The organism is Amycolatopsis sp. 195334CR, from assembly GCF_017309385.1.
GTDB lineage: Bacteria > Actinomycetota > Actinomycetes > Mycobacteriales > Pseudonocardiaceae > Amycolatopsis.
Map to the genome: position 1 here is coordinate 3665599 of NZ_JAFJMJ010000001.1, position 24440 is coordinate 3690038.

General features: G+C 72.0%; 22 protein-coding genes and 1 other RNA gene. 16 read left to right on the plus strand and 7 right to left on the minus strand.

All coding sequences use genetic code 11. The annotated features are described in order from the left end of the window. Both JYK18_RS17960 and JYK18_RS17965 read right to left on the minus strand, forming a co-directional pair. On the minus strand, positions 1-738 hold the full coding sequence (locus JYK18_RS17960; RefSeq protein ID WP_206803128.1) for a zinc ribbon domain-containing protein: 738 nt from the start codon (positions 736-738) through the stop codon (positions 1-3). Positions 739-762: 24 nt separating this feature from the next. Then, a complete protein-coding gene (locus tag JYK18_RS17965) occupies positions 763-1575 on the minus strand; it encodes a Nif3-like dinuclear metal center hexameric protein (protein WP_206803129.1) in 813 nt (270 codons plus the stop codon). Between the two features lie 32 nt (positions 1576-1607). On the opposite strand from JYK18_RS17965, the gene JYK18_RS17970 reads away from it, so the two are divergent. The 4 genes from JYK18_RS17970 to JYK18_RS17985 are packed head-to-tail and all read left to right on the plus strand — an operon-like array spanning position 1608 to position 4381. Continuing rightward, positions 1608-2171 carry a chorismate mutase gene (locus JYK18_RS17970; protein WP_206803130.1) on the plus strand — a complete coding sequence of 188 codons (564 nt, stop codon included), beginning with the start codon at positions 1608-1610 and terminating at the stop codon, positions 2169-2171. A 55-nt stretch (positions 2172-2226) separates the two neighbouring features. Beyond that, positions 2227-2640: a protein tyrosine phosphatase gene (locus tag JYK18_RS17975; RefSeq protein ID WP_206804312.1), complete on the plus strand. Its 414-nt coding sequence runs from the start codon at positions 2227-2229 to the stop codon at positions 2638-2640. Beyond that, positions 2637-3458 carry a fructosamine kinase family protein gene (locus tag JYK18_RS17980; RefSeq protein WP_307795944.1) on the plus strand — a complete coding sequence of 274 codons (822 nt, stop codon included), beginning with the start codon at positions 2637-2639 and terminating at the stop codon, positions 3456-3458. The genes JYK18_RS17975 and JYK18_RS17980 overlap by 4 nt, the downstream gene beginning before the upstream one ends. Before the next feature lie 32 nt (positions 3459-3490). Next, positions 3491-4381, plus strand: coding sequence for an SURF1 family protein (locus JYK18_RS17985; RefSeq protein WP_206803131.1), 891 nt, complete (start codon positions 3491-3493; stop codon positions 4379-4381). 88 nt (positions 4382-4469) lie between these two features. Here the strand turns inward: JYK18_RS17985 and JYK18_RS17990 are convergent, their stop codons facing one another. Continuing rightward, positions 4470-5408, minus strand: coding sequence for a cobalamin biosynthesis protein (locus JYK18_RS17990; RefSeq protein ID WP_206803132.1), 939 nt, complete (start codon positions 5406-5408; stop codon positions 4470-4472). Between the two features lie 102 nt (positions 5409-5510). Here JYK18_RS17990 and JYK18_RS17995 point away from each other — a divergent pair, with 102 nt between their 5' ends. After that, a complete protein-coding gene (locus JYK18_RS17995; RefSeq protein ID WP_206803133.1) occupies positions 5511-5996 on the plus strand; it encodes a gluconokinase in 486 nt (161 codons plus the stop codon). Here the strand turns inward: JYK18_RS17995 and JYK18_RS18000 are convergent. The 3 genes from JYK18_RS18000 to JYK18_RS18010 all read right to left on the minus strand — a co-directional run bounded on the left by JYK18_RS18000 (position 5993) and on the right by JYK18_RS18010 (position 10176). Further along, a complete protein-coding gene (locus tag JYK18_RS18000; protein ID WP_206803134.1) occupies positions 5993-8800 on the minus strand; it encodes an AAA family ATPase in 2808 nt (935 codons plus the stop codon). The genes JYK18_RS17995 and JYK18_RS18000 overlap by 4 nt on opposite strands. A gap of 505 nt (positions 8801-9305) precedes the next feature. Then, a complete protein-coding gene (locus JYK18_RS18005; RefSeq protein ID WP_206803135.1) occupies positions 9306-9644 on the minus strand; it encodes a zf-HC2 domain-containing protein in 339 nt (112 codons plus the stop codon). 16 nt (positions 9645-9660) lie between these two features. After that, positions 9661-10176: a sigma-70 family RNA polymerase sigma factor gene (locus JYK18_RS18010; RefSeq protein WP_206804313.1), complete on the minus strand. Its 516-nt coding sequence runs from the start codon at positions 10174-10176 to the stop codon at positions 9661-9663. A 287-nt stretch (positions 10177-10463) separates the two neighbouring features. On the opposite strand from JYK18_RS18010, the gene JYK18_RS18015 reads away from it, so the two are divergent. The 6 genes from JYK18_RS18015 (at position 10464) to JYK18_RS18040 (ending at position 15604) form a co-directional block, all read left to right on the plus strand. Continuing rightward, a complete protein-coding gene (locus tag JYK18_RS18015; protein ID WP_206803136.1) occupies positions 10464-11255 on the plus strand; it encodes a DUF4142 domain-containing protein in 792 nt (263 codons plus the stop codon). 84 nt (positions 11256-11339) lie between these two features. Beyond that, positions 11340-12164, plus strand: coding sequence for a ferredoxin (locus tag JYK18_RS18020; protein WP_206803137.1), 825 nt, complete (start codon positions 11340-11342; stop codon positions 12162-12164). After that, the gene (locus tag JYK18_RS18025; RefSeq protein WP_206803138.1) at positions 12161-13432 is read left to right on the plus strand and encodes an NAD(P)/FAD-dependent oxidoreductase; all 1272 of its coding nucleotides are present in this window, start codon (positions 12161-12163) and stop codon (positions 13430-13432) included. The genes JYK18_RS18020 and JYK18_RS18025 overlap by 4 nt, the downstream gene beginning before the upstream one ends. 38 nt (positions 13433-13470) lie before the next feature. After that, on the plus strand, positions 13471-14253 hold the full coding sequence (locus JYK18_RS48015) for a hypothetical protein (RefSeq protein ID WP_206803139.1): 783 nt from the start codon (positions 13471-13473) through the stop codon (positions 14251-14253). 18 nt (positions 14254-14271) lie between these two features. Then, positions 14272-14680, plus strand: an RNA gene (gene rnpB, locus JYK18_RS18035) — RNase P RNA component class A. Positions 14681-14722: 42 nt separating this feature from the next. Then, a complete protein-coding gene (locus tag JYK18_RS18040) occupies positions 14723-15604 on the plus strand; it encodes a hypothetical protein (RefSeq protein WP_206803140.1) in 882 nt (293 codons plus the stop codon). A 206-nt stretch (positions 15605-15810) separates the two neighbouring features. On the opposite strand, the gene JYK18_RS18045 is transcribed toward JYK18_RS18040, so the two are convergent. Next, a complete protein-coding gene (locus tag JYK18_RS18045) occupies positions 15811-17376 on the minus strand; it encodes a DUF1996 domain-containing protein (protein WP_206803141.1) in 1566 nt (521 codons plus the stop codon). Positions 17377-18051: 675 nt separating this feature from the next. Here JYK18_RS18045 and JYK18_RS18050 point away from each other — a divergent pair. The 5 genes from JYK18_RS18050 to JYK18_RS18070 all read left to right on the plus strand — a co-directional run bounded on the left by JYK18_RS18050 (position 18052) and on the right by JYK18_RS18070 (position 24437). Beyond that, positions 18052-18318 (plus strand): hypothetical protein, encoded by a 267-nt coding sequence (locus tag JYK18_RS18050; protein WP_113696269.1) that lies wholly within the window; start codon positions 18052-18054, stop codon positions 18316-18318. 7 nt (positions 18319-18325) lie between these two features. Beyond that, complete coding sequence (locus JYK18_RS18055; protein ID WP_206803142.1) at positions 18326-18763, plus strand: hypothetical protein; 438 nt, start codon at positions 18326-18328, stop codon at positions 18761-18763. A 3-nt stretch (positions 18764-18766) separates the two neighbouring features. After that, complete coding sequence (locus tag JYK18_RS18060) at positions 18767-21697, plus strand: ATP-binding protein (RefSeq protein ID WP_206803143.1); 2931 nt, start codon at positions 18767-18769, stop codon at positions 21695-21697. Between the two features lie 61 nt (positions 21698-21758). Then, positions 21759-23828, plus strand: coding sequence for a magnesium transporter (locus tag JYK18_RS18065; protein WP_206803144.1), 2070 nt, complete (start codon positions 21759-21761; stop codon positions 23826-23828). A gap of 3 nt (positions 23829-23831) precedes the next feature. After that, positions 23832-24437 (plus strand): hypothetical protein, encoded by a 606-nt coding sequence (locus tag JYK18_RS18070; protein ID WP_206803145.1) that lies wholly within the window; start codon positions 23832-23834, stop codon positions 24435-24437. The last annotated feature ends 3 nt before the right edge of the window (positions 24438-24440 follow it).

Consider the following 24440-nt stretch of genomic DNA (forward strand, 5'->3'; position numbering starts at 1 on the left):
TCACAGGCCGGACTCCATGGTGCGCACCAGGATCGCGTTGCAGTTCTCGCACTGCACGACCTCGTCCTCGGCCGCCGACTTGATCTCCGAGACGGTGTTGCGGTCCAGCTCCAGCTGGCACGCCCCGCAGCGGCGCGAGCGCAGCAGTGCCGCGCCGATCCCGCGCTGCGCGCGCACCCGCTCGTAGAGCTTGGTCAGCGGCTCCGGGAACTTCGGCGCCAGTTCGGCGCGGTCCTGCTCACGCCGCGCCTGGGTGGTGTCGATGTCGGCGAACGCCTCGTCGCGGCGGCGGGCCGCGTTCTCCAGCTGCCCGGTCACCTTGTCCACCTCGGCGCCGGTGCGCTGGGCGTCCAGGTCGAGCGCCTCGCGGCGTTCCATCAGCTCCAGCAGGTCATCCTCCAGCGCGGTCTGGCGGCGCTGCAGGCTCTCCATCTCGTGCTGCAGTTCGGTGAGCTGCTTGGCGCCGACCGCACCGGACTCCATCGCCTTGCGGTCCTTGTCGCTGCGGGTGCGCACGGAGTCGATCTCGCGCTCCTGCCTGGTCACCTCGCGGTCCAGGTCGGAGGCGTTGGTCTGGACCGACACCAGCGCGTCCTTCTTGGCGCGCAGCTCCTGCTCCAGCTCGGCGATCTCGGTCAGCTCCGGCAGCGTGCGGCGACGGTGGGCCAGCCGCGACAGCTCCGCGTCGACCTTGGCGAGCTCCAGCAGGCGGCGTTGCACGGCGGGTTCGGCCTTCACGGTGTCGTCACTCCCTCGGGGACTTCAAGCGCGGATCGTCCACGGGTCGGTGCACCGCGTGGAGACGTGAATGTCGACGGTACCGGCAAGCGCCGCGCGCATGACGGCCGAGGCTTGCCCGCACCACGGCCATTCGCTGGCCCAGTGCGTCACGCCGACCAGCGCGGGCACCGACGGCCCGGCTTCCAGGTGCTCGCCCGCCGGGTGGTGGCGCAGATCGGCGGTCACGTAGGCGTCCACCCCGGCGGCCTTGGCGGTGGCCAGGTAGCTGTCGCCGGACCCGCCGGACACCGCGACGGTGCGGATCTCGCGGTCCGGGTCGCCGGCGCCGTAGACCCCGGGCCGGGTTTGCGGCAGGGCGGCGGACACCCGCTCGACGAAGCGCGCGAACGGTTCGGGCTCGGGGAGTTCGCCGATGCGGCCGAGGCCGGTGTCGGTGCCCGGCGCGGTGGGCGCGAGCGGCCGGAGCACGCGCAGTCCGATGGCCTCGGCGAGCGCGTCGGAAACACCGGGATTGGCGGAGTCCGCGTTCGTGTGCGCGCAGAACAACGCCACGCCCGCGCGGATCATCCGGTGCACGAGCTTGCCCTTGGTGCTGTCGGCGGGGACGCCGTGCACGCCCTTCAGCAGCAGCGGGTGGTGCGCGACGATCAGGTCGGCGCCCAGCTCCAGCGCCTCGTCGACGGTGGACTCGACCGGGTCCACGCAGACCAGCACCTTCGCCACCGGCTCGGCGGGATCGCCGCAGACCAGGCCGACCGCGTCCCACGGTTCGGCGAGCCCGGGCGGGTAGGCGGTTTCCAGCGCGGTGATCACGTCGGCGAGTTGGACGGGCATGGCGGTGATCCTCGCATGTACCGTGCGGGGTCATGCGCCGTCGGTTGCTGACCGTCCTGCTCGCCGTCCTGCTGCTCGGTACCGCGTCGCCCGCGGTGGCCGCCCAGCCGTCCTCGTTGCGGCCGCTGGCCGACCTGTCCGGGCAGCGGGTGCGGATCGCCGACAAGGTCGCCGCGGCCAAGTTCGGCACCACCCAGCCCATCGACGATCCGGTGCGCGAGCAGCAGATCCTCGACGGCGTGGCGGCCAAGGCGCCGGGGCTCGGCCTCGACCCGGCCGGCGCGGTGGAGTTCTTCCGCGACCAGATCGAGGCGAACAAGGTGGTGCAGCGCGGGCTGTACGAGCTGTGGACCGCGCATCCCGAGCAGGCGCCGACCGAGCGCCCCGACCTGCCCACCGAGGTGCGGCCGGTGATCGACCGCCTCAACGCGGGCCTGCTCGACGAGCTGGCGGCCACTTCGGACACGCGGGCGCGGCCGTGGTGCGGGGGCGCGCTGGCGGTGTCGATCGCGGTCACCGGCCACCGCCTGCACCTCGACCGGCTGCACGAGCGGGCCCTCCGCCGATCACTGGACTCGGCGTGCGAGTCACACTAGTGGGGTGAGCCTCCACCTCTGCTTCGTCTGCTCGGGCAACATCTGCCGGTCGCCGATGGCGGCACTGGTCTTCCGCGAGCAGCTGCGGCGGGCCGGGCTGGCCGACCGGGTGCGGGTGAGCAGCGCGGGCATCGGGCCGTGGCACGTGGGTGAGCCCGCCGACGGCCGGGCGCGCGCGACGCTGACCGCCGCCGGGTACCCGGTCGACCACATCGCCGCGCAGGTCGACGCCGACCACCTCGCCGCCGATCTGCTGCTGGCCGCCGACCAGGGCCACTTCGCCGAGCTGCGCCGCAAGGTCGACGACCCCGAGCGCGTGCGGCTGCTGCGCGACTTCGACCCGTCGGCCGGGCCGGACGCCGAGGTCCCGGACCCCTACTACGGCGCCGATGACGGGTTCGGCGAGGTGCTGGGCATGATCGAACGGTCGGTGCCGGGCCTGCTCGACTGGGTGCGCGAGCGGCTGTGAAGGCGGTCGAGCGGCTTCTCGGCGAGCCGGTCACCCGGTCGGCACCGCTGGGTGGCACGGCCGACCGGATCGAGACCGGCTCGCGAACGGTCGTCGCCAAGCGGGGGCCGGTCGAGGCGGAGGCCGCCGGACTGCGCTGGCTCGGTGAGCACGGGGACGTCCCGGTGCCTTCGGTGCTCGCCGCGGACGACGAATGGCTGATCACCACGTACGTCGAGAGCGGCAGCCCCGGCGTCCGCGCGGCCGAGGAGTTCGGTCGCGGGCTCGCGGCGTTGCACGCCCGTGGCGCCGAGGCGTTCGGCGCGCCGCCCCCGGGTGGTCCGGTCGACGCGTGGATGGGCCCCGAGCCGATGCGCAACGTCGCGCACGACACGTGGGCCTCGTTCTACGCCGCCGAGCGGATCACGCCGTACGTGCGGACCGCGGCCGACCGGGGCCTGTACGGGCCGGGGGAGATCGAGGTCTTTGATCGCTTGTGCGGCCGGCTGGACAAGCTGGGCGTGCCCGAGGAACCACCGGCCCGCCTGCACGGCGACGCGTGGAGCGGGAACGTGCTGTGGGCGGCCGACGGTCGCGTGTGGCTGATCGACCCGGCGGCGCACGGTGGTCACCGCGAACAGGACCTGGCGATGCTGGCGTTGTTCGGCACGCCGCGGTTGGAGCGCGTTCTCGCCGCGTACGACGAGGCCGCGCCGCTGGCCGACGGGTGGCGCGACCGGGTCGGCCTGCACCAGTTGTTCCCGCTGCTGATGCACGCGGCGGCCTTCGGTGGCGGGTACGCGGGGCAGGCGCTGGCGGTCGCACGCGGGGTTGGGTGAACGTGACGCGGGCGACCGCTTACCGTTGAGGGGTGCGGTTCAAGTTCCTGCTCAGGCCGAGCTGGCTGGCGTTGACGCTGGTGGTGTTCGCGTTCGCGGCCATCTGCTACACGTTGCTGGCCCCCTGGCAGTTCAGCCGCGACAGCGAGCGCGAGACGCAGAACGCGGCCCTGTCGGCGTCCTTCACCGCCGAGCCGCGGTCGGTGGAGGCCGTGCTGCCGGGTGGCGCGGCGCCCACCGAGGCCACCCAGTGGGACCGGGTCACCTTCACCGGCACCTACCTGGGTGACGCCGAGGTGATCGCGCGACTGCGGACCGTGCTGGGCGAGCCCGCGTTCGAGGTGCTCACGCCGCTGCGCACCGCCGACGGGCAGATCGTGCTGGTGGACCGCGGTGTGGTCCGGCCGGACGACCGCACGCGTGTCCCGGCGTACGCGCCGCCGCCCGCCGGTGAGGTGACCGTGGTCGCGCGGGTGCGCATCGACGAGACGGACCCGAAGGCCCGCGATGCGTTCGCCGACGAGTCCACCGACGGCAGGCTGCACAGCTACACGGTCGACTCGCGGGTGGTCTCGCGGGCGACGGGCTTGCCGATCCGGCCGGGGTACTTCCAGCTGGACGTCGAGCAGCCGGGCGGGCTCGAACCGCTGCCGCTGCCGAAGCTGGAGGCGGGGCCGTTCTTCTCGTACGCGCTGCAGTGGATCGCGTTCGGCACGATGGCGGTCCTGGGGTGGCTGTACTTCACCGTGCGGGAGCTGAAGCCGGGCGGGGCGCTGGCCGGTGACCGCCCGGAGCGGCGGAAGTCGGTGGCGCAGCTGCTCGCCGAGGAGGAAGCGGAGTACGCCCGGACGGCGGAAACTTCGGCCCCGAATGGCAGATCCGAAGTATCCGAAGCCGCCGGGGACAAGCGCCCGGTCTCGTAGCGGCCCGAGCTTCGCCCCGATGCTGTGAATGTGGCTTTCACTGCCGAATCCGCAGTGAAAGCCACATTCACTGCACTCGCCGGGGCGGTCAGCGGCGCCGCAGGCCCAGGATCACGGCCAGCACGGCCGAGCTGATCCCGGCCAGCCACCCCACCACGCGCGACAGTTCCACGGCTCGTGTCACGTGGCCCGCGTCCGGGTTGCGGCCGTCGCCCAGCACCGGCAGTTCCTCGACCCCGTGCGGGTAGACCGTCCGCCCGCCAAGGCGGATCTCCAGCGCACCGGCGAAGGCGGCCTCCACCCGGCCCGCGTTCGGACTGGGGTGCGCCGAGGCGTCCCGCTGCCACGCCCGCCACGCCCCCGCGGCCGAACCCCCGACCACCGGCGCGCCGCTCACCGTCAGCGCCGCGGCGACCCGCGTCGGCAGCAGGTTGACCAGTTCGTCCAACCGCACCACGACCCAGTTGAACCGGTGGTGCTCCGGCGAGGAACTCAGCCGTCGCAGCACCTTCACCGCCCGAGCGCCGAGCAGCCCCGGCGCGCCCGCGACCGCACCCCAGAACAGCGGCGACACCACCGCGTCCGAAGTGCTCTCCGCGACCGTCTCCACCGAAGCCCGCGACAACGCGATCACGGTCAGCCCGTCGGTGTCGCGCGGGTCCAGTTCGGACAGCGTGTCGCGCGCGGCGTCCAGCCTGCCGGTCTCCAGGTCGCGCGCCAGCTCCGTGCCGTCGATGGCCAGCGCCGCGCCGCCGAGCACGGCCCACGTGGTGATCGCCGTGCCGGTGGCCTGCAGCACCGGGCTGCGCCTGCCCACCCGTTCGGTCAGCACCCCGAGCAGCACCGCGCCCCCGGCGAGCAGGCCGGCGTGCACCGCGCCCGGTACCGGGTGGTCGGCGTAGACCTTCTTCTCCAGCGCCCGCGCCAGGCGGGCGAATCCGGCCACCGGACGGCCGTCTTTCGGGTGCCCGACGATGCCGTCGGCGGCCACCCCCAGCAACAGTCCGATCGCGCGCCCCGCGCTCACCCCTGGCTCCCGTTCGCCTGGCCCCATGTCACCTGTGTTGAACGCCCAGATTACTGCGCGGGTTGCCCCGGCCCGCGAGCCGCCTGTGCGAACATGCCCGCTATGACGGTCGTGGTCGTGATGGGTGTTTCCGGGTCGGGCAAAACCACCGTGGGCACCGGGCTGGCGGAGGCGCTCGGCGTGGCCTACGCCGAGGCGGACTCGTTCCACCCGGAGGCGAACATCGAGAAGATGACCGCGGGCACCCCGCTCACCGACGAGGACCGCTGGCCCTGGCTCGACGCCATCGCCGGGTGGATCCGCGAGCACCAGGAGACCGGCGGGGTGGTCACGTCGTCGGCGTTGAAGCGGCGCTACCGAGACGTGCTCCGCGGTGGTGGTGACGTCTGGTTCGTGCACCTCGACGGCCCGCGCGAGGTGATCGCGGGGCGCATGGCCGGGCGGTCCGGCCACTTCATGCCGCCGTCGCTGCTGGACTCCCAGATCGCCGACCTCGAACCGCTGGCCGAGCACGAGCGGGGCGTGGTGCTGGACATCACCGAGTCACCCGAGGCGATCATCCGGAAGGCGCTGGACTCCCTGCCCTAACCGGGGAAGGCCGCCGACAGGTCCGCGCGGCCGGAGATGCCGAGCTTGCGGTACGCCCCGGACAGGTGCAGTTCCACGGTCCGCCGGGTCAGGTGCAGCGCGTCGGCGATCTGCCGGTTCGTCAGCCCCTGCACGGCCATCGCGGCCACCCGGCTCTCCTGCCTGGTCAGCCCGTGCGTGCTGGTCTTCGTCTCGCTCAACGCCGATTCGCACGACCGCAGCTCGCGCCCGGCCAGCCGGGACAGCGGTTCCGCGGCGCACTGCGCGGTCAGGTCCAGCGCCCGCCGCAGCTGGGGCACCGCCTTCTCCGGGTGCCCGCGCCGCCGCAGCAGCGAACCCAGCTCGAACAACGCTTCGGCCAGCCGCAGCTTCGCCGGGGACGCCGACAGCGATTCGATCGCGGACTGCAGCGCGTGCTCGGCCTCGTCACCGTCCTCACCGGAGATGCCGACCGCCAGCAACGCCGTGCCGACCACCCGCGGGGTGCCCCACTGCCTGGCCAGCCGCAGGTTCTCCGCGGCCAGCTCGGCCGCGGACTCCCGGTCGCCGAGCAGCAGGTGCGCGCGCACGGCCTGCTCGCGCCACGCCAGCACGGCCGGGTTGACCACCCCGCGCTCGTCCAGCCGCCTGCCGCAGTCGAGCAGGTCGTCGAGCGCGCCCTGGCCGTCCCCGCCGGCCAGGCGGAGCTTGCCGCGCGCGAACAGCAGGTGCACGTCGGGGAACAGCTCGCCGATGGTGACGTGCGAGAGCATCGCGGTCGCCTCGTCGAGCCTGCCGAGGTCCACCAGCACCTCGGCGTACCAGGCCAGGCACAGGGTGGCCATCGGGCAGCCGCCCGCCGCGCCGGAGTCGAGGAACATGCGCACCGGCGAGGCGAAGAAGGTGCGGGCCTTGGGCAGGTCGCCGAGCAGGTGGATGGCCATGCCGTGGGCCAGCGACGCGGCGATGCCCTTGCGCAGGTGGTAGTCGTGCGGTTCGCGCATGCCCTCGACCAGCCTGCGGAACCGCTCGGCGTGCTCCGGCTCGTCCGCGAGCGCCGTGCTGAACATCGCGAACACGTACGGCTGGCCGAAGGCCGGGATCGGGTCGCCGTTGAGCGCTTCGGCCGCGTACCGGAGGAAGTCGGCGTGCGAGCCCGCTTCCCTGGCGTGCGCGAGGGACACCAGCAGCGCGTGGATGCGCCGCAGCTGCTCGGTCTCCGGGATCTCCGCGCGCAGGTCGTCGAAGACCCGCCTCGCGCAGGCGGCCGCGACCCGCGAACCACCGGCGGCGGCGAGGTAGGTGGTGTACCGCAGGCGCTGCGCGACCTCGCGCTGGGCGGAGCCGAGCCGCGCGATCACCTCGGTGGCCACCGAGATCGCCAGCCGGTTCGCCGCGTCACCGCAGGACCCGAGCACCATCGTCTCGGCCACTTCGGCGGCGGCACCGGGGTCCTCGGCCATGGCCAGCGCGTCCCGCAGGCGGGCGCGCCCGGCTGACCGGTCCACACCGAACTCGACGTGCCCGAGTTCCAATTGGACGGCGAGCCGCCGGTCCGGTGGCAGGCGTTCGTCGAGCGCGCGCCGCAGGCAGGCGCCCGCGAGATCGGGGTTCTGCTGGTGCACCGCGCGCCGGGCGGCCCGGCGCAGCACCTCCACGCCCCACGGCAGCCGGATCGGGCCCGCTTCGAGCAGGTGCGCGGCGACGCGCTCGTCCGGCACCCCGGCGTCGAACAGCAGCCGGGCCGCGGTCGCGTGGCTGGCGGCCTGCTCGGCGACGCACATGTCGTCGAGCACGCCGTTGCGCACGTAGGAGTAGGTGAAGGCCGGGGGATAGCTGTCGGCCAGCACGTGCAGCCGGACCAGCGTGTCCACCGCGCGGAGCGTCACGCGCGGGGACAGCCCGGCGAGCGCGCCGACGGCTTCGAGCGTGGCGTCCTCGCCGAGCACGGCGACCGCGCGCGCGACGTCGGTGGTGCCGGGGATGCCGCGCAACCGCACCCGCAGGATCTCGCCGATCAGCGGCACGGAGATGGCGCGGATCTGGTCGGCGGTCAGTTCGCCGATCTTGTGGGAGCGGTGCTGCAGGGTGCTGACCAGCGAGCGCAGCAGGTACGGGTTGCCGCCGGTGACCTCGCGGCAGGCGGCGGCGAACCCGGCGTCCTGGCGGCCGGTCGCGGCGCGCACCAGGCCGGACACGCCGGGCAGGTCGAGGCCGCCGAGTTCGATCACCTCGGGGGTGGTGCCGGTCAGCTCCGGCAGGGTGACCTCGCTGAGCGGGGCGAGCCCGCGGTTGGCGGTGGTCGCGATGACCACCCGGTGCCCGGTGAGGCGGGGCCTGGCGTAGGCGAGGCAGCGCATCGACCAGGCGTCGGCGAGGTGCACGTCGTCCACGGCGAGGAACAGCGGCCGGCGCGCGGCGGCGGTCCTGACCAGCAGCTGGAACGATTCGAGCGCGTCGAACTCGGAGTTGGCGCGCACCGGGGCGGGCAGCGCGTTGGTGCCGTCGCTGTCGATCACCTCGAGCAGCGCGTCGGACAGCTGGTGCACGATGCCGCCGGCCAGCCGGACTTCGAGCCGGGCGCCGCGCGCGATCGCCACGGTGAAGCCCTGCGCCCGCGCCCGGCGTGCGGCGGCGTCCAGCAGCGCGGTCTTGCCGCCGCCGAACTCGCCGAACACCATCAGGTGCGCGTCGAGGCCTTCCCTGGCGCGGGCGAGCAGCCCGCCGATGGTGTCCAGCTCCTTCTCCCTGCCGAAGAAGGGGCCGGCCCCGACCAGCTCGGCTGGTCTTCGGGCGGCGGGAGCCAGCGCGGAAGAGGTAGTCACGTGTAGTTCTCCGATCCGCGGCACCTCGGCCGCTCTCGGTGTCCCCTGCGGAGTGAACGCGCGTGGGACCCGGAGAATGCACCATCTCTTCGGGCCTTGTCCAGGGCTCCGACCGTGACCGGCGGTAATACCGAAGGGCCGAACGCCCAACTCTCCGTGTTTCCTACGGTGCCTACCGTAGAGACTCGCGGACCATTCGGCGGCAGAATTGGCCCTACCCCAGTAGTGCCGGTCACCCAGGGTGCACCGGCCGAACCCGTCGAGACGGTGGTGACGCCCATGGCGCCCGGCAGCGAGGACACCCCCGCGAGTCCGGACGGCTCGGCGAGCCCGGCCGACCCGGTAAGCGCGGCCGACCCGGTGAGCCCGGCCCACCCGGTGAGCCCGGCACGACCGATCAGCCCGGCACGACCGATCAGCCCGGTGAGCCCGGTCGGCTCGGCGCGGCCGATCAGCCCAGCGAGCCCGGCCAGTCCGGTGCGGCCGAGGACGGCCGCGGCCGCGGTCACCTGCTCACCAGGAGCAGCACGCGCCGCAGCCGCGACCGGCAGGACAGCAGCCGGCGCCGCAGCGGCACCGGTTCGGTCCCGCGCGCATCGGCTGCCCCGCGCACGTCCGGTGCTTCCGCCGGTGTCCGCTGGTGGGGAATGGCGTCCAGCAACGGGTTGAGCATGCCGGTCTCCGCCGCGTCGCGGAGCACGCCGAAGATCCCGGCCTCCGCGTACTCGGTCAGTTCGCCCCGGCAGCGCCCGCAGCGCGTCAAATGCCGCTCGAATTTCCTGGCTCCGCTCTCGTCCAGTGCGTCCAGTGCGTAGGCCGCGAGCGCGGAATGCCGTGAATACATCACATCACGCCTCCCCTCAGGTCCACTCCTGCAGTGCATTCCTGATCAGTCGCATGGACTTGTGCAGACGCGATTTCACGGTGCCTTCCGGAACCTGCAGAATCTTCGCCGCCTCGCGCACGGTGTGACCTTTCACATACGTTTGATAAATCGCCGCGCGCTGCTCATTGCTCAGCCTGCTGATGACATCGACTATGACCATCACCGAAAGGGATTGGTCGGTCTCGTCCGGGCAGCCCGCCATTTCCGGGCGGAGCAGTTCCACTTCCTGCGGCCGGGCCTGCCGCGAGCGCCAGCCGTCGATGACGATGCGCCGCGCGACGGTCAGCAACCAGCCCCGGAGCATGCCAGGTTCCCTGGTCAGCGTGGCGGAGTTCTGCCAGGCGCGGATCAGCGTCTCCTGCACAACGTCCTCTGTCCACTGCCGGTCATAATTCGTCAGTCGTAGTACGTGGCTGAAAAGTCTCTCGCGGAACTGGTGATACAGCATCGTCACCAGCTCTTCGTCCGGACCATTTCGGGTCATTTCCATGAAGCGACCTGCCTCCCTGAAGGCGAGGTGAAAGAGTTCGGTACCGCGGCGCGCCGAATGCGGAGTCGGGGGAATTCGATCGCGCTCGAGCGGTGCGATCACAATACTGCATCATCCGGAAGTGAACCAGGTTCACGTCCGTGATTTCGGGAGGAACGCAGCGTAACCGCACTGTGATCCAGGTCACACCATTTGCCTGAACTGCGGACCGAACCGGTTGCTGATCACTGCCGTACCACACAGGTGAATCCCCCGAAATGCACGAACTTTCCCCGAAGGGGCATGCGATGGCCAACCCCGCCCGGTCCCGGCACGCGGTGACACCGCGCTCACGCCGGCTGCTGTCCCTGCTCGCCGCGAGCGTGGTGTTCTCCTTGCTGTTCGGCGCTTCCCCGGCGTTCGCGCAGCAGGAACTGGCGCCGACCGACGAGGAGATCCTGGTCAAGGTGCGGCTCGCCGGGCTGTGGGAGGGCCCGATCAGCAAGCTGATCTCCGAGCGCACCACCAATCCGAAGGTCAAGGACGTCGGCGGGCACCTGTCCGACGAGCACGCGGTGCTCGACGGCGAAGTGCAGAAGACCGCCGCCCAGGTCGGCGTCAGCCTGCCCAGCCAGCCCACCGCGCAGCAGCAGGGCTGGATGGACGAGATCTCCGGCAAGACCGGCGCCGAGGCCGACCGCACCTACGTGAACCTGGCCCGCGCCGCGCACGGCACCGTCTTCCCGCTCGTCGCCACCGTGCGCGCGACCACCAAGAACGACGCGATCCGCTCCTTCGCGCAGAAGGCGGTCAACGCGGTGATGCGCCACATGACCCTGCTGGAGAGCACGGGACTGGCCAGGGCCGATTCGCTGACCGGTGCCACCGCCTCCTCGGCCACCCCGGCCGCGGCGGGCGTGGCGAACAACGTGGCCGGTTCGCGGCCGGTGACCACCACCGGCGCCGAGGCCACGGACGAGATCGGCTTCGGCGGGGTGGTGCTCGGCGTGCTGGCCGGACTGGTGGCCATCGCCGCCACGCTCGGCCTGGTGCGCTGGTTCGGCGCCTACCGCCGCGGCTCCCGCCACGCCAGCGATTAGCCGCCACCGCCGCGCCGCGCCGGTCACCGCCGCCCGGGCGCCGCGGCTCTCCTCGAGTTTTCCCTGATCCGGAGGCACGACTTAATGCCCGACCCCCTGCTCCTGCAGGCCGCCACTTCCCCGCACGACGCCGGTGTCCGTGAGATGGCCGCCCTGTCCGCCAGGATGGCCTACGTCGCGATGTGCCTGACCCTGTGCTGGGGCGTGTTCACCGCCACCGGCTGGGTGCGCCGGCTCTCCGGGCACCACGCCCTGCGCGGCGGCCACCAGATGCTCGCTTCGTTCACCATCGCCACCGGGGTCACCCACGCGGCCGCGTTCCCCTTCCTCGACGACATCGACTTCGGCCTGACCAAGGTGCTGATCCCGTTCGCCGACGGCGGGCTGGCCCGGCACGCGCTGGGCATCATCGGCCTGGAGCTGATGGTCGCCATCGCGCTGACCGCCGGACTGCACCGGACGGTGAAGTACCTGAACTGGCTGCGGTTCCACCAGCTGGCCTACCCGGCGGTGGCGATGACCGTGGTGCACGCCTGGTTCGGCGCCGCGGCCAACGGCAACCTGTCCCTGCTGTGGCTGGGCGGCATCACGCTGCTCGCCCCGGCGCTCACGCTCAGCGTGCTGCGCCTGATGCCGCCGAAGCACCTGGTGCGCATCGGCCTGCTCGACGCGCCGCCGGTCGGCCCGTCGAAACCGGGCAAGGCGGTGGTGATGCGGGTCAGCGTGGACAACCAGCGCTGCCGCCGGTACGGCATCTGCCAGCAGGAAGCCCCCGACGTCTTCCAGCTCCGCGAGGACGGGCGCCTGCGCTACACCCGCAATCCGAACGCCGGGCAGAACGACCAGGCGCAGGCCGCCGCTCGTGCCTGCCCGATGCGCGCCATCCAGCTCCAGGGGGTCGACCAATGAGAGCCAGACAATCCGCCGAGCGCATCGTCATCGTCGGTGCGGGCCTGGCCGGGCTGCGCGCCGCCGAGCGCCTGCGCGAACTGGCCTTCGACGGCGAGATCGTGCTGATCGGCAGTGAACCGCTGCGGCCGTACCACCGCCCCGCGCTGTCCAAGGGTTTCCTCAGCGGCGCGATGAGCGCGGCCGACCTGCGGTTGCAGCAGTACCAGGAACTGGGCGCCATCTGGCGGCTCGACACCACCGCGCTGCACCTGCAGCCGCGCCGCCGGGTGGTCCACCTGCCCGGCGGCGAGCAGATGACCTACGACGGCCTGATCATCGCCACCGGCGTGGAACCCAAGCGGGCGGCCAACATCCCGCACGGGCACCCGCGCGTGGTGGTGATGCGCACGCTGTCCGACGCGCAGCGGCTGCAGAAGAACCTGGCCGGCACGCGCGGCCCGGTCGCGGTGATCGGCGGTGGCTTCACCGGCTGCGAGATCGCCTCCAGCCTGCGCGAGATGGACCGCGAGGTGACGCTGATCGGCCGGTCGAAGAACCTGATGGGCAACGTGCTCGGCGAGGACCTCGGCGAGCGGCTGACCCAGTTGCACCGCGACCACGGCGTCCGGCTGGCGCTGGGCAGTTCGATCCAGGACTGGCTGCCCGGGCACACCGGGATGGGCATCCGGCTCTCCGACGGGCAGATGCTCGTCGCCTCCTGCGTGGTGGCGGCGGTCGGCACGGTGCCCGCGGTGTCGTGGCTGCGCGGCGCCGGGCTCCGGATCTCGGACGGGGTGGTGTGCGAATCCACCTGCCACGTGGTCGGTGCGGACGACGTGGTCGCCGCCGGGGACGTGGCGCAGTGGCCCAACCTGCGCTTCGACGCCGTGCCGCGGCGCGTGGAGCACTGGCTCAACGCGATCGAGATGGGCCGCGCCGCCGCGGAGAACCTGCTCGCCGGACCGGCCGCGGCCAAGCCGTTCACGCCGATGCCGCGGTTCTGGTCCGAGCAGCACGGGGTCCGCATCCAGGCCGCCGGGGTGCCGAAGCTCGGCACCGACACGGTGGCCCTCAGTCCACCCGCCGGGGGCGGCCGGACCGTGACCGGATATGTCCGGGACGGCCGCCTGCTCGGCGTGGTCGGGATGAACAGCCCGTCGGCGGTGCTGGCCTGGGCGGCGGACCTGGACCGGCAGTGCCCGGTGCCGGGTGAGCTCGAAGTGCCGGACCGGCCGGAGTTCAGCACGGGTGAGATGAGCCGCGCGAGGATCCTCGCCGGCCGGTGACGAGTGGTTGACCGTGGCGGTCGGGGAAGGGGACTCGGGTGGCGGCTCGACATGGGGCGGGGCAGCGGCCGCGGGGCGCGGGGTCGTGGCGGGTGGCCCGCCGGGGCGCCGGCGACCTCCGCCGCGCCACCGTGCTCTGGTTGCGCGACCTCGGTGAGCTCGGCAGGCGGGCCGGGCTCACCACCACGGTGGGCAAGGTCGCGCTGGGCGCGGTGGGCGCGCTGCTGGTGGTCGGCCTGCTGAACTGGTGGAGCGAGGACGGGTCGGAGGTGCCCGCTTCGGTGGCGTCCGAGACCGCCGAGACCTCGGCGGCGCTGGTGAAACCGCCGGTGCTGGCCTCCGACGATCCGAGCGCGCGCGACCTGGCCGAGCTGGACGAAGGCGTCCAGGCCCCGGAAACCGCGCCGGAGACCACCATGCCGTTGCCGCCGGCCGGTTCGGGGCAGGCGGTGAAGCTGGTGGCCCGCAGCGTGCCGTCGATGGGCGTGACGGTGACCGACGGGAACGGGGCGGTGCTCTACCGGTTCGAGAAGGACCGGGCCGGGCCGTCGAAGTCGGTCTGCGACGCCGACTGCGCGAAGACCTGGCCGCCGGTGCTGACCGAGCGGCAGGCCAGCGTCGAGGGCATCGCGCCGGAGCTGGTCGGCACCGTGCAGCGGGCCGACGGCAGCTGGCAGGTCACGCTGGCCGGGCGGCCGCTGTACCGCTTCGCCGGTGACCGGCTGGCCGGGGACTGGAACGGGCACGGGCGCGACGGGCAGTGGTTCGCCGTGCGCGCGGACGGTGAGCGGAACCAGCGCGCGCCCGCGGCGGGTGGGTGAGTACCCTGGAGCGCTGGACGAGCTGGCAGGGCGGTCGCGTGACCCGGTCCCCTCGGGGAGCGGGTTTCGAGGAAAGTCCGGACTCCGCAGGGCAGGGTGGTTGCTAACGGCAACCCGGGGTGACCCGCGGGACAGTGCCACAGAGAACAGACCGCCCAGCCGTTCGCGGCTGGGTAAGGGTGAAACGGTGGTGTAAGAGACCACCAGCGTCCCGGGTGACCGGGACGGCTCGGTAAACCCCACCCGGAGCAAGGCCAAGAGGGAGCGCGAGCTCCTGCGCAGGCGATCGAGGGCGGCCCGCCCGATGCCTGCGGGTAGGCCGCTGGAGCCTGCCGGCGACGGCAGGCCGAGATGGATGACCGCCCACCGCGGTCCCGGTCCGCCGGGAACGCGGGGACAGGATCCGGCTTACATGCCAGCTCGTCCTTCCTTTCTTCCCGGCGGCCCTACCCGGCGGTAGCCTCCGGACATGGAACTCGCTGAGGCCAAGGAAATCGCGTACCGCTGCCACCGCGTGCTGGAACCACTCCACGCGATGGTCTACTTCGCCCCGGAGGCGGAGGAACGCTTCACCGAGGTCGGGCTGCGGCCGGGCCGGATGGGTTACTTCGCCAGCCGCTCGGCGCCGATGGGCGCGGTCGGGCCGGGGCCGGTGGCCGCCACCTTCTTCAACTTCAACCCGGAGCTGGTCGCGCGCCACATCCCGCGCGCGTGGACGCTGGCCGACCCGCGTGAGGTGGTCGAAGCCCGCTTCGCCGCGGCGGACGCCGCGCTGCGGCGGTTGCTCGGAGACGAGCTGGCCGAGTCCGAAGTGGTCACCGAGGCCGCCGAGCTGGCGCGCGAGGTGGCCGACGGATGCGTGCCGGAGGGCCGTCCGCTGTACGCCGCGCACGCGGATCTGGAGTGGCCGGACGAACCGCTGCTGGTGCTGTGGCACGCGGCTTCGCTGCTGCGCGAGTTCCGCGGGGACGGGCACATCGCGGCGCTGGTCGGGGCCGGGCTGAACGGGATCACCGCGCTGGTCACGCACACCGCGACGGGCAAGGGCTTCCTGGAGCCGGCGGCGAAGAAGAGCCGCGGCTGGTCGGACGAGCAGTGGGACGCGGCCGCTGACTACCTGCGCACCGAAGGGATCCTGGACGCCGACGGGGCGCTGACCGAGCAGGGCCGCGCGGTGCGGGACGGGGTCGAGGACACCACGAACTTCTCGGCCGCGGCGCCGTGGATCCGGTTCGGGGGCGACAAGGCGGACCGGCTGCACGGCCTGGCGCGGCAGCTGAGCCGGACCGCCGTGGCGAACGGTGCGTTCCCGGGCAACGTCTTCGGCACGGGCTCGGAGAAGGCCAAGTAGCCGCTGTGAATGTGGCTTTCACTGCGGAATCGGCAGTGAAAGCCACATTCACAGCACTCGTCGGGGGCGGACGTGAAGAGGCCCGGGGCGGCGGATGCCCCGGGCCTCGTACGGGAAGGCCACCGCGACCGAGTCGGGGGACGCCGCGGTGGCCTTCGCCGGTAACGGAGTGCTCGTGCAGTGAGATCCTTGGCGGGGCCTCCTTTCTACTCGTTGCAGGTGCGGCCGGAGTTGATGCAGTCCACGACCCGGGTCATGATCGCGTTCGACATCACGTTGGCGAAGTCGTCGTGGTCGGAGAGGGGGTTGTGGTCCTCCTCCGGGAAAGCGTCCACTTTGTACTGACCGGCGAGCTGGACCTCGCGGGGGATCTCGTAGGTCAGGCTGATCCGCAGCTGCGGCACGGCGGTGAAGCCGTCCTCGCACTGTCCGTTCTCGTTGGGGTAGACGATGTGGTCGCGGTGGTTCTCGCTGTCGATGTTCTGGCCGTCCCAGCAGCTCGGGAAGTCGTGGACGCGCATCACGTCGCTGCCCTCGGGGCAGATGGTGTACTTGTCGATGCGCACCTGGTCCTCGAAGCCGGTGCAGGTCCACGACTCCTGGGCATTGGCGGGGCCGTTGGTGGACACCTTGGCGTCGCCGTAGAGCACGCGGAGGAACTTGGGCATCGCCTCGACCTCGGTCACCGGACTGCCGCGGAACGTGATGTCGACGACGGAGGGGCGCTGGATCTCGCCCTCGTTGCCGGGGAGCTCCCCGTTCTCGTCCTGCGGGGGCAGGGCTTCGTCCTCGTTGCCGCCCTGACCCTGGTCACCTTGGCCCTGGTCCTGGCCACCCTGGCCCTCGCCTTGGCCGTCCTGGCCTTGGTCGCCCTGGTTCTGGCCGTCCTGGTTCTGGCCACCTTGGCCGTCCTGGCCCTGCCCGTCCTGGCCCTGCTCGTTCTGGCCTTGGTCGCCCTGGCCACCTTGGTCCTGACCGTTCTGGCCCTGGTCACCCTGGCCGTCCTGGCCGCCTTGACCCTGCTGGCCTTCGCCGTCCTGGTCCTGACCCTGCTGGTCCTGCTGGCCCTGGGCGCCTTGGTCCTGGGCGTCCTGGTTCTGGCCACCGTTCTGGTCGCCCTGGTTCTGGTCGCCCGGGGCCTGGCCGTCGCCCTGGTCGTCCTGGGCCTGGTCGCCGTTCTGGCCGTCGTTCTGGCCGTTCTGGGCGCCGCGCTGGCCGACTTGCCTGCCGTCCTGGTTCTGGGCGCCGCCGCGTCCGGCCTCTTCGGCCTGCGCCTCCTCGGCGTTGTCCTGCTGCTGCTCCTCCTCGCTGTCGCCCTCGGTGTCGATGCGGACGACCGGCCAGAAGTAGGCGGACTTGTCGCCGTTGGCGCAGGTGGTGCCCGCGGCCTGGAGGCTCTGGTTGTTCGAGTCGGCGTCGGTGGACAGGTTGCCGACGTAGTCGTGCAGGTGCTGGGCGCCGTTGCGGACACCGGGCTGGGCGATGAAGTTGTCCGGGTTGAAGTGCCCGTTCTCGTTGCGGCCGCAGTCGACGGTGGAGGTGCCGGTGGAGGCATCCTGCTGGGCGTCCGGTTCGTTCACGTTCGGTTCGACGGTGGTGATGTCGACGAACTGGCTCTGGTCGGGGCTGTCGGCACTGGCCTCCGGGGGTGAGCCCGTGGTCGTGAAAACGGCCAGCGCACCGACCGTGAGCACCGCGAGGCCGATGCCGCCGGTGGTCAGTTTGGCTTTGCGGGAGACGCGGTGCCTTCCCTGGAAGCGGTCTCGGGCCATCGACTGTTTCACCTCTTGTTCGGGGCGGTTGGGTCTGACTGGCGCGCCGCTCGGGGATACGGGCGTTCCGCGCGCGGTGGACGAAAACGAGGCCTGTTCGTTACTCTGCCGTTATAAAGTCATCGTCGCTGCTGGGGGGCCTGCCCCCTCGGCGGCAAGATCACCGAGAAGAGCGCCGGATGACGGAAAGTGAGGGAAACCGGAGGTTTGCGGTAACCCGCGTCGCGTTCTCGCCGTTCGAACGGGTGAGCCCCGCAAATGTGAAGTCGATGTGAGGAGCCGTCACCCACTGGAGGCCGCAGAAGGGACCGAACGGGGCATGCCACACTGTTCCCGGCGCGATCCGCCCCCTACCTCGGCCACCTGGAGTAGTCAAAATCCTCGCGTGTGAGTGAGTCGATTCGCACACTAGGAAATCCGGGTGGACTGGGTTAATCCTGGACGCCCCGGCAACGATGATGGAGGGGATGGGTATCGGTGAGAGTGGTCCATGCCCGCGTGGCGCGGGCGCGGGTACGGCACGGGCGCATCCGGCGCGTGCGCTTTGACCACCACATCTCGTACGGCCATCATGTTTCTCGCGCACAGTAGTAGGTTCGGCACGTTCGGCAATCACGGCGGACCGGAGGTACCGGGCCCGCCCCGGCCCCGCCCGCGGTACTCAGGAGTTAAGCGATGACCACCATGACCCTCGCGGCCCTGGCCCAGGATGGCGAACTGGGCACCAAGGGCGTGCGCGACTGGATGATCGACAACATCATCCCTCTTGTCCTGCTGGCCGTCGCGTTGCTGCTGCTCTGGCTGGGTGGCGGCAAGGGTGACAACGCCGGTGTGATGCGGCGCCTGGCCGGGGTGGTGATCGCGCTGGCGATCATCGGCCTCGCGGTCAGCGGGCTCGGCGTGGACGTCGGCGAATGGATCGCCGGCTTGTTCACGGGCTGAGGCACCCGTGCGCATCCGAACCGACGACGAGGTCTACCGCGTCGACGCCGTCTGGCTCGGCCCGCCGAAGGCGACCTTCCCCTGGCGGGCAAGGTACGTGGCCTGGGCCGTCGGCATTCCCGTCTTCCTCGTCGTGCTCACGATCGAACGCCAGATCGGGCTCGGCTTCGGCTTCTTCTCGACAGCTTGGGCGTTCATCGCCACCATCGTGATCACGCGGCTGATCACGGCCAAGATCAGCCACGAACGCCCGCTCAGCGCCGTGCTCACCATGTGGGTGCGGGAGCTGAACACCCCACGTGAGCGTTCCACCGGCACCGGTGGCGCGGTCAGCGCGAGCAAGGTCCGGGTGCGGACCGAACGACCCCGGCCCCGGGGTGCTCGCGGACGAGCCAGCCAAACACGAGCGCGCCGCGGTGGCACCCACGCCGTGGCGGGGAGGTAGTCGTTGTCCGGTCGTAGCCGAGGTAAGCGGGACCAGCGCCCCGTCCAGCCCAAGCAGGGCAGCGGCGGCAGGCGTGGCCGCAGACTGCCCGGCGAGCAGGCGGTGCCCTCCTACACCCCGTCGATCGCCGCGCGCAGCATCGACGGGCACCTCCTGCGCACCGGGCACGAGGTCTACGCCTGGTACCGGCTGGCGCCGCAGCGCTGGTCGTTCCGCTCGGACTCCCAGCGCCGCGACCTGATCGCGGCCATCGCCGGGCAGTACGCCGAACTGGCGGGCCGCTGGCTGCACCTGCGGGTGACCAACCGGCCGTACCCGATCCGGATGTGGGCCGAGGCCCACGTGCACAACGCGCACGACCGCCCCCGCGACGTCCCCGGCGCGCTCTCCTTCGACGACTACCTGATCGGCGAGCAGCAGCAGCTGATGGGCCGGTCGATGGCGGAGAAGGAGGTCTACCTCGGCGTGCAGGTGCAGACCCGCCGCGCGGTGGACCGCGCGGTCGAGCGGGCCGCGCCGCTGCTGCGCAAGATCCTGCCCGAGGCCGTGGACGCCGAGCTGATGGCGCTGGACTCCGAGGTCGAGCACCTCGACCAGGTGCTCGGCTCGGCCGGGCTGGAGGGCAGGCCGGCGCACGCCGACGAGATGTCGTGGCTGATGCACCGGTCGTGCTCGCTGGGCCTGCCCGCGCCGCGGAACATGCCCGCCGTGCCGGGTGCCGCCTGGGAACCGGAGGACTTGGCCAGCTTCACCGACGCCGCCGACTTCCACGCCGACCCGTACGCCCCGACGCTGACCGTCCGCGGCCGCACCGGGTCGAACGCCGGGGTGACCCGCAACCTCGCGGTGCTCACCGTCGGCCAGATGCACGGCCTGCAGATCCCCGAGGTCGACGACCCGTGGGTGCAGCACGCCGACCGGCTGCCCGCCTCGGTGGAGTGGTCCGCGCGGATCTACGTGCGGCGCCCCGAGGAGGTCGCCGGCGAGCTGCAACGCCAGATGAACAAGGTGCGTTCGCAGGTCAAGCACTACACCGACGAGCACGAGCTGGAGCCGCCGCAGTCGCTGGCCCGGCAGGCGTCGCGGGTGCTCGAGATCGACGACGAGATGACCTCGGGCTTCACCGCGCTGGCCACCCGCGTGCGGTCGTGGTGGCGGCTGGCGGTGTCCGGGCCGACCGAGCGCGACGCGCTGCGCCTGGCCCAGCAGCTGCTCGACCTGTACAAGCCGAAGATCGCCATCGAGCACCCCGAGGCGCAGTACGCGATGGCCAGGGAGTTCATCCCCGGCGAGCCGCTGGCCTCCGGCGCCTACACCCGCCGCGGGTCGGTGGTCTGGGCCGCCGCCGCGGTGCCGACCGCGACCGCCGAGGTGGGCGACCGCCGCGGCATCCTGCTCGGCGAGACCTGCACCGCGACCCGTCGCCCGGTGGCCTGGGACCCGTGGATGGCGCAGGAGATCCGCGACGGCTCCGGCCTGACCGCGATGGTCGCCGGGCTGGGTGGCGGCAAGTCCTTCCTCGGCGGCGGCATCGTCTACAAGACGCTGCGCGCCGGGGCGCACTGGACCATCCTCGACCCGTCCGGCCCGCTGTCGCGCCTGTGCGACCTGCCGGAGATCCGGCCGTACGCGCGGCCGATCAACCTGCTCAACGCCGAACCGGGCATCCTCAACCCGTACCGCGTGGTGGCCGAGCCGCTGCTCGAGCACTTCATGGACGAGGACGACCCCGAGCGCTCGTGGCGCCGGGAGAAGGCGCTGGCCGGTGCCACCCGGCGGCGGCTGGTGCTGGACGTGCTGACCGGCGTGCTGCCGTACGAGGTGTCGCGCATGCCGCAGAGCCGGATCGTGCTGCTGCGCGCGGTCCGCGCGGTCGGCGGCCGGTTCGACGCCGATCCCGGTCAGGTGATCGACGCGCTGCGCCGCGACTCCAGCGAGCACCACGAGCACGCGGTGGTGGTCGCCGACTTCCTCGACGAGATGCGCGAGCGCATGTCGCTGCTCATCCCCGAGCAGAACGAGGACCCGTACTCGGACACCCGGGACGACCGGATGACCGTGCTGACCATGGCCGGGCTGACGCTGCCCAAGGACGGTGTCGGCCGCGAGCACTGGACCGACGCCGAGGCGCTCGGCGTGGAGATGCTGAACCTGGCCGCGTGGCTGACCCAGCGGTCGGTCTACGAGCGGCCGAAGGAGTTGCGCAAGGGCGTCTGGATCGACGAGGCGTTCTTCCTCTCCGAGGTACCGACCGGGCGGGTGCTGATGAACCGCTTCGCCCGTGACTCGCGCAAGTGGAACGTCCGGGTGCTGCTGTCCTCGCAGATCCCGGCGGACTTCCTGCGCATGCAGGGCTTCGTCGCCCTGCTCGACTCCGTTTTCGTCGGACGGCTCGATGACGACGAGGCACAGGCGGACGCGCTGCGGCTGCTGAAGGTGCCGGTCGGCGTCGGCTACGAACAGGTGGTGGCCGCGCTCGGCCGCCGCCCGGGCGCCCATCGCGACACCGAACGCGACCGGGAGCCGCGGCAGTTCATCTTCGGCGACGGCGCCGGTGGTGTGGAGCGGATCCGGGTGGACTTCTCCGGTCCGCACCTGGAGCACCTGCGCCACGCGATGGACACCACGCCGGGTTCGAAGGACGCGCCAGGGCAGGTCCGGCCCGATCCCGCTCCGGCACCGGAGCCCCGCCACGTCCCGGTACCACCGGACGACGACTCCTCGAGCTACGCGGAGTCGGACTTCGAACTCGCGGCGGAGCTGGAGGTCGGGTTGACCGAGGAGCAGGTGCTGTCCGAACCGGTGCCGGGCGGTCAGCCGTCCGACGGCGCCGGTGGCGAGAACGGCAACGGCAACGGCCGGGGACCCGACGGCGGTGGTGGGGTCCGGGCTTCGGCGGGCTCCCAGGGCGGACCGGGCCGGGACGCGGCATGAGCCACTCGGCCCGAGCGGCGGCCACGGCCGTCCGCGGGAACCCCGCTGCGGGTGACCTCGCATGATCACCGTTCTCGTGCTCCTGGCGGCGGCCGGGGCCTGGCACCACCTGCGCCGGCGCAAGCGGCGCGAGCCTTCCCCGGTGCGCCGCAAGCGGGCCGCCATGCTGATGGTGGTGGCGATCCTCGGCGTGCAGGCCGTGGTCACCGCTCCGCAGGCACTGGCCGCCGAATGCGGTGCCGCCCCGAACCCGGAACGCCCGGGCTCCGGCATGGTCGGCGCGCTGGACCCGGCGTTCGAGACGCGGGGCATGGCGGACAGCCCGTACGACCAGTACAGCTACGCCGGCATGGTGTGGAACGTCTTCGAGACGAACTGCGGCCCGATGGCCGGCTTGACCGACCCCAACTCGACGATCGACACCTGGGGCGGCAACCAGCTGTTCAACATGGGCAAGAACATCGTCGGGGCCACCAACTCCCTGCACTACACGGTGATGGAGGGCGGCCTGCTCACGCCGCTCTACAACGCCGTCAAGACGGGCGCCGAGAAGATCTACGGCAACATCTACGCCCAGCTGTTCGGTCTTGCCGCACTGCTGCTGGCCATCATGATGTTCCGCAACATCTGGCGCGGGGACCTCGCCACGGTGAGCAAGCGCGCCCTGTTCGCGCTCGGCGGCATCTGGCTCGCCGCTTCCTCGCTGGCCTTGCTCCGGTACTTCGATCCGATCGACCAGGCGATCGTCCAGACGACGACCAACATCCAAGCCGGATTCGTGGACGACACGGAGAACACCGTGGTCCGGCACGTGCTACCGACCAACCTGCACAACCAGGTCGTCTACAACAACTGGCTGCGCGGTGAGTTCGGAGCGGCCGACTCGGTTCAGGCCGAGCAGTTCGGCCGCAAGCTCCTCGACGCTCAAGCCTTCACCCGGGATCAGCTCCGCAGTGGTGCCGACGCCGATCAAGCCGTGGTGGACGCGAAGAAGGGGGAGTTCAAGAACATCTCCACCCAGCTCGGTCCCGCCACGGGCTACTTCACCGGCGAAGACGGCAGCCGCACGGGTGCCGGTTTCCTGGCGTTCCTGCAGAGCTTGGTCTATTCGCTCTTCCAGCTGTTCGCCAAGGCCGCCGTCCTGCTGGCCCAGGTGCTGGTCCGCTTGTTCACGCTGACCGCGCCGTTGATCGGCCTGGTGGCGATCCTGCACCACGACATCCTCCGCCGGGTGGCGAAGGTGCTCGGGGCGGTCGCGTTCAACCTGATCGTGCTGTCCGTGCTGGCCGGCGTGCACGCCCTCCTCCTGCAGGCGATCTTCGACGCGGGCAACTCGCTGTCGATGCTGGTGCAGATGGCGATGGCCGGCCTGGTCACCATCCTGCTGTTCCTGGTCGGCCGCCCCGGGCGGCGACTGTGGCAGATGGTGGAGATGTCGGTGAGCATGGTCGGCTCGGCCGTGCCGACCCCGCGCGGCGGGCTGTTCTCCCGCTTCCGCAAGCACAGCAACGAACCCAGCCCGCAGGACGAGTTCTGGCAGAACGTCCGCGACACCGACGAGACCACCGGCACCGAGCAGCGCGGCCCGATCGGCGCGACCGCCGGCGGTGGCCGCTTCCGCCCGGAGGCGACCGTGTTCGCCACCTCGCAGCGGCTGGACAACACCAGCCTCGGCAACCGCCCGGCCGCGGCCTGGTCCGGCGCCATCCCCGGCGCTCTGCCCGGCAACGGCCACGCCGAACTTCCCCCGGGAAGCAACGGCATGCCGGTGTTCGGCGGCTTCCTGCCGGGCGGCAACCTGCCCGGCAACCAGCTCCCGCAACCGGCCAGCCGCCGGGTGGACACCTCGCCGGTGTTCGACCGGGGCTGGGACCGCGGCGACGACCCGGAGCCGGTGGTGATCCCGTCCAGGATGACCTCGGCCAACGGCACCCAGCCGGAGGCGGCCTTCGCGCCGCCGGTGGCCGTGCCGTCGACGCCGTCGGCCGCCGCCATGCCCGCACCGCGCCAGCCCCGCCGGGTGGACCCGGAACTGGTGGGCGGCAGGCCGGTGCACGTGATCTATCGCCCTTCGCGCGGGCTCGAGGTGCGCGAGGACCTTCGTGACACCGACCGTGCCGTGAGGGGGTGACCCATGCCCATCAGGACCAACCGCGGCCGCGCCGCGGTGTACCGGAGGCTGTGGGGCTGGCCGCTGCGCTCGACCACCCACCTGACCATTTCGCTGGTGGTGCTGGCCGTGTTGCTGATCGCGGCCGGCGTCCTGGTGCCGAAACTGGTGGGGGACAACGGATCGCAGCGCACCGGTCGCGCCGGGGAGATCTCGGTGAACCCGGACGACGGCAAGGCCGCGCCGCCGGCGTCGCGCGGCACCACCGGCCCGCTGCCGACGCGGCTGTCCGAGCCGAGGGAGTCGCCGACCTCGGCGGCGCCCAACGGCGACGCCATGCGCGTGGCCGAGCAGTTCGCCGCGGCCTGGGTCAACCACCCCGACGGGATCACCACCGAGGCGTGGATGGCCGGGCTGAAACCGTTCACCACCGACGAGTTCCTGCCCACGATGTCCACTGTGGACCCGGCGAACATCGCGGCCACCCGGGTGACCGGGGCGCCGGTGCCGATCAGCTCGCTGACCAGCTCACTGGAGGCAGAGGTGCCGACCGACGGGCCCAAACTGTCCATCACCGTGGTCAGCACGAACGTCGGCTGGCGGGTTTCGGCGCTCGACCAGGCGGGCTGAGCC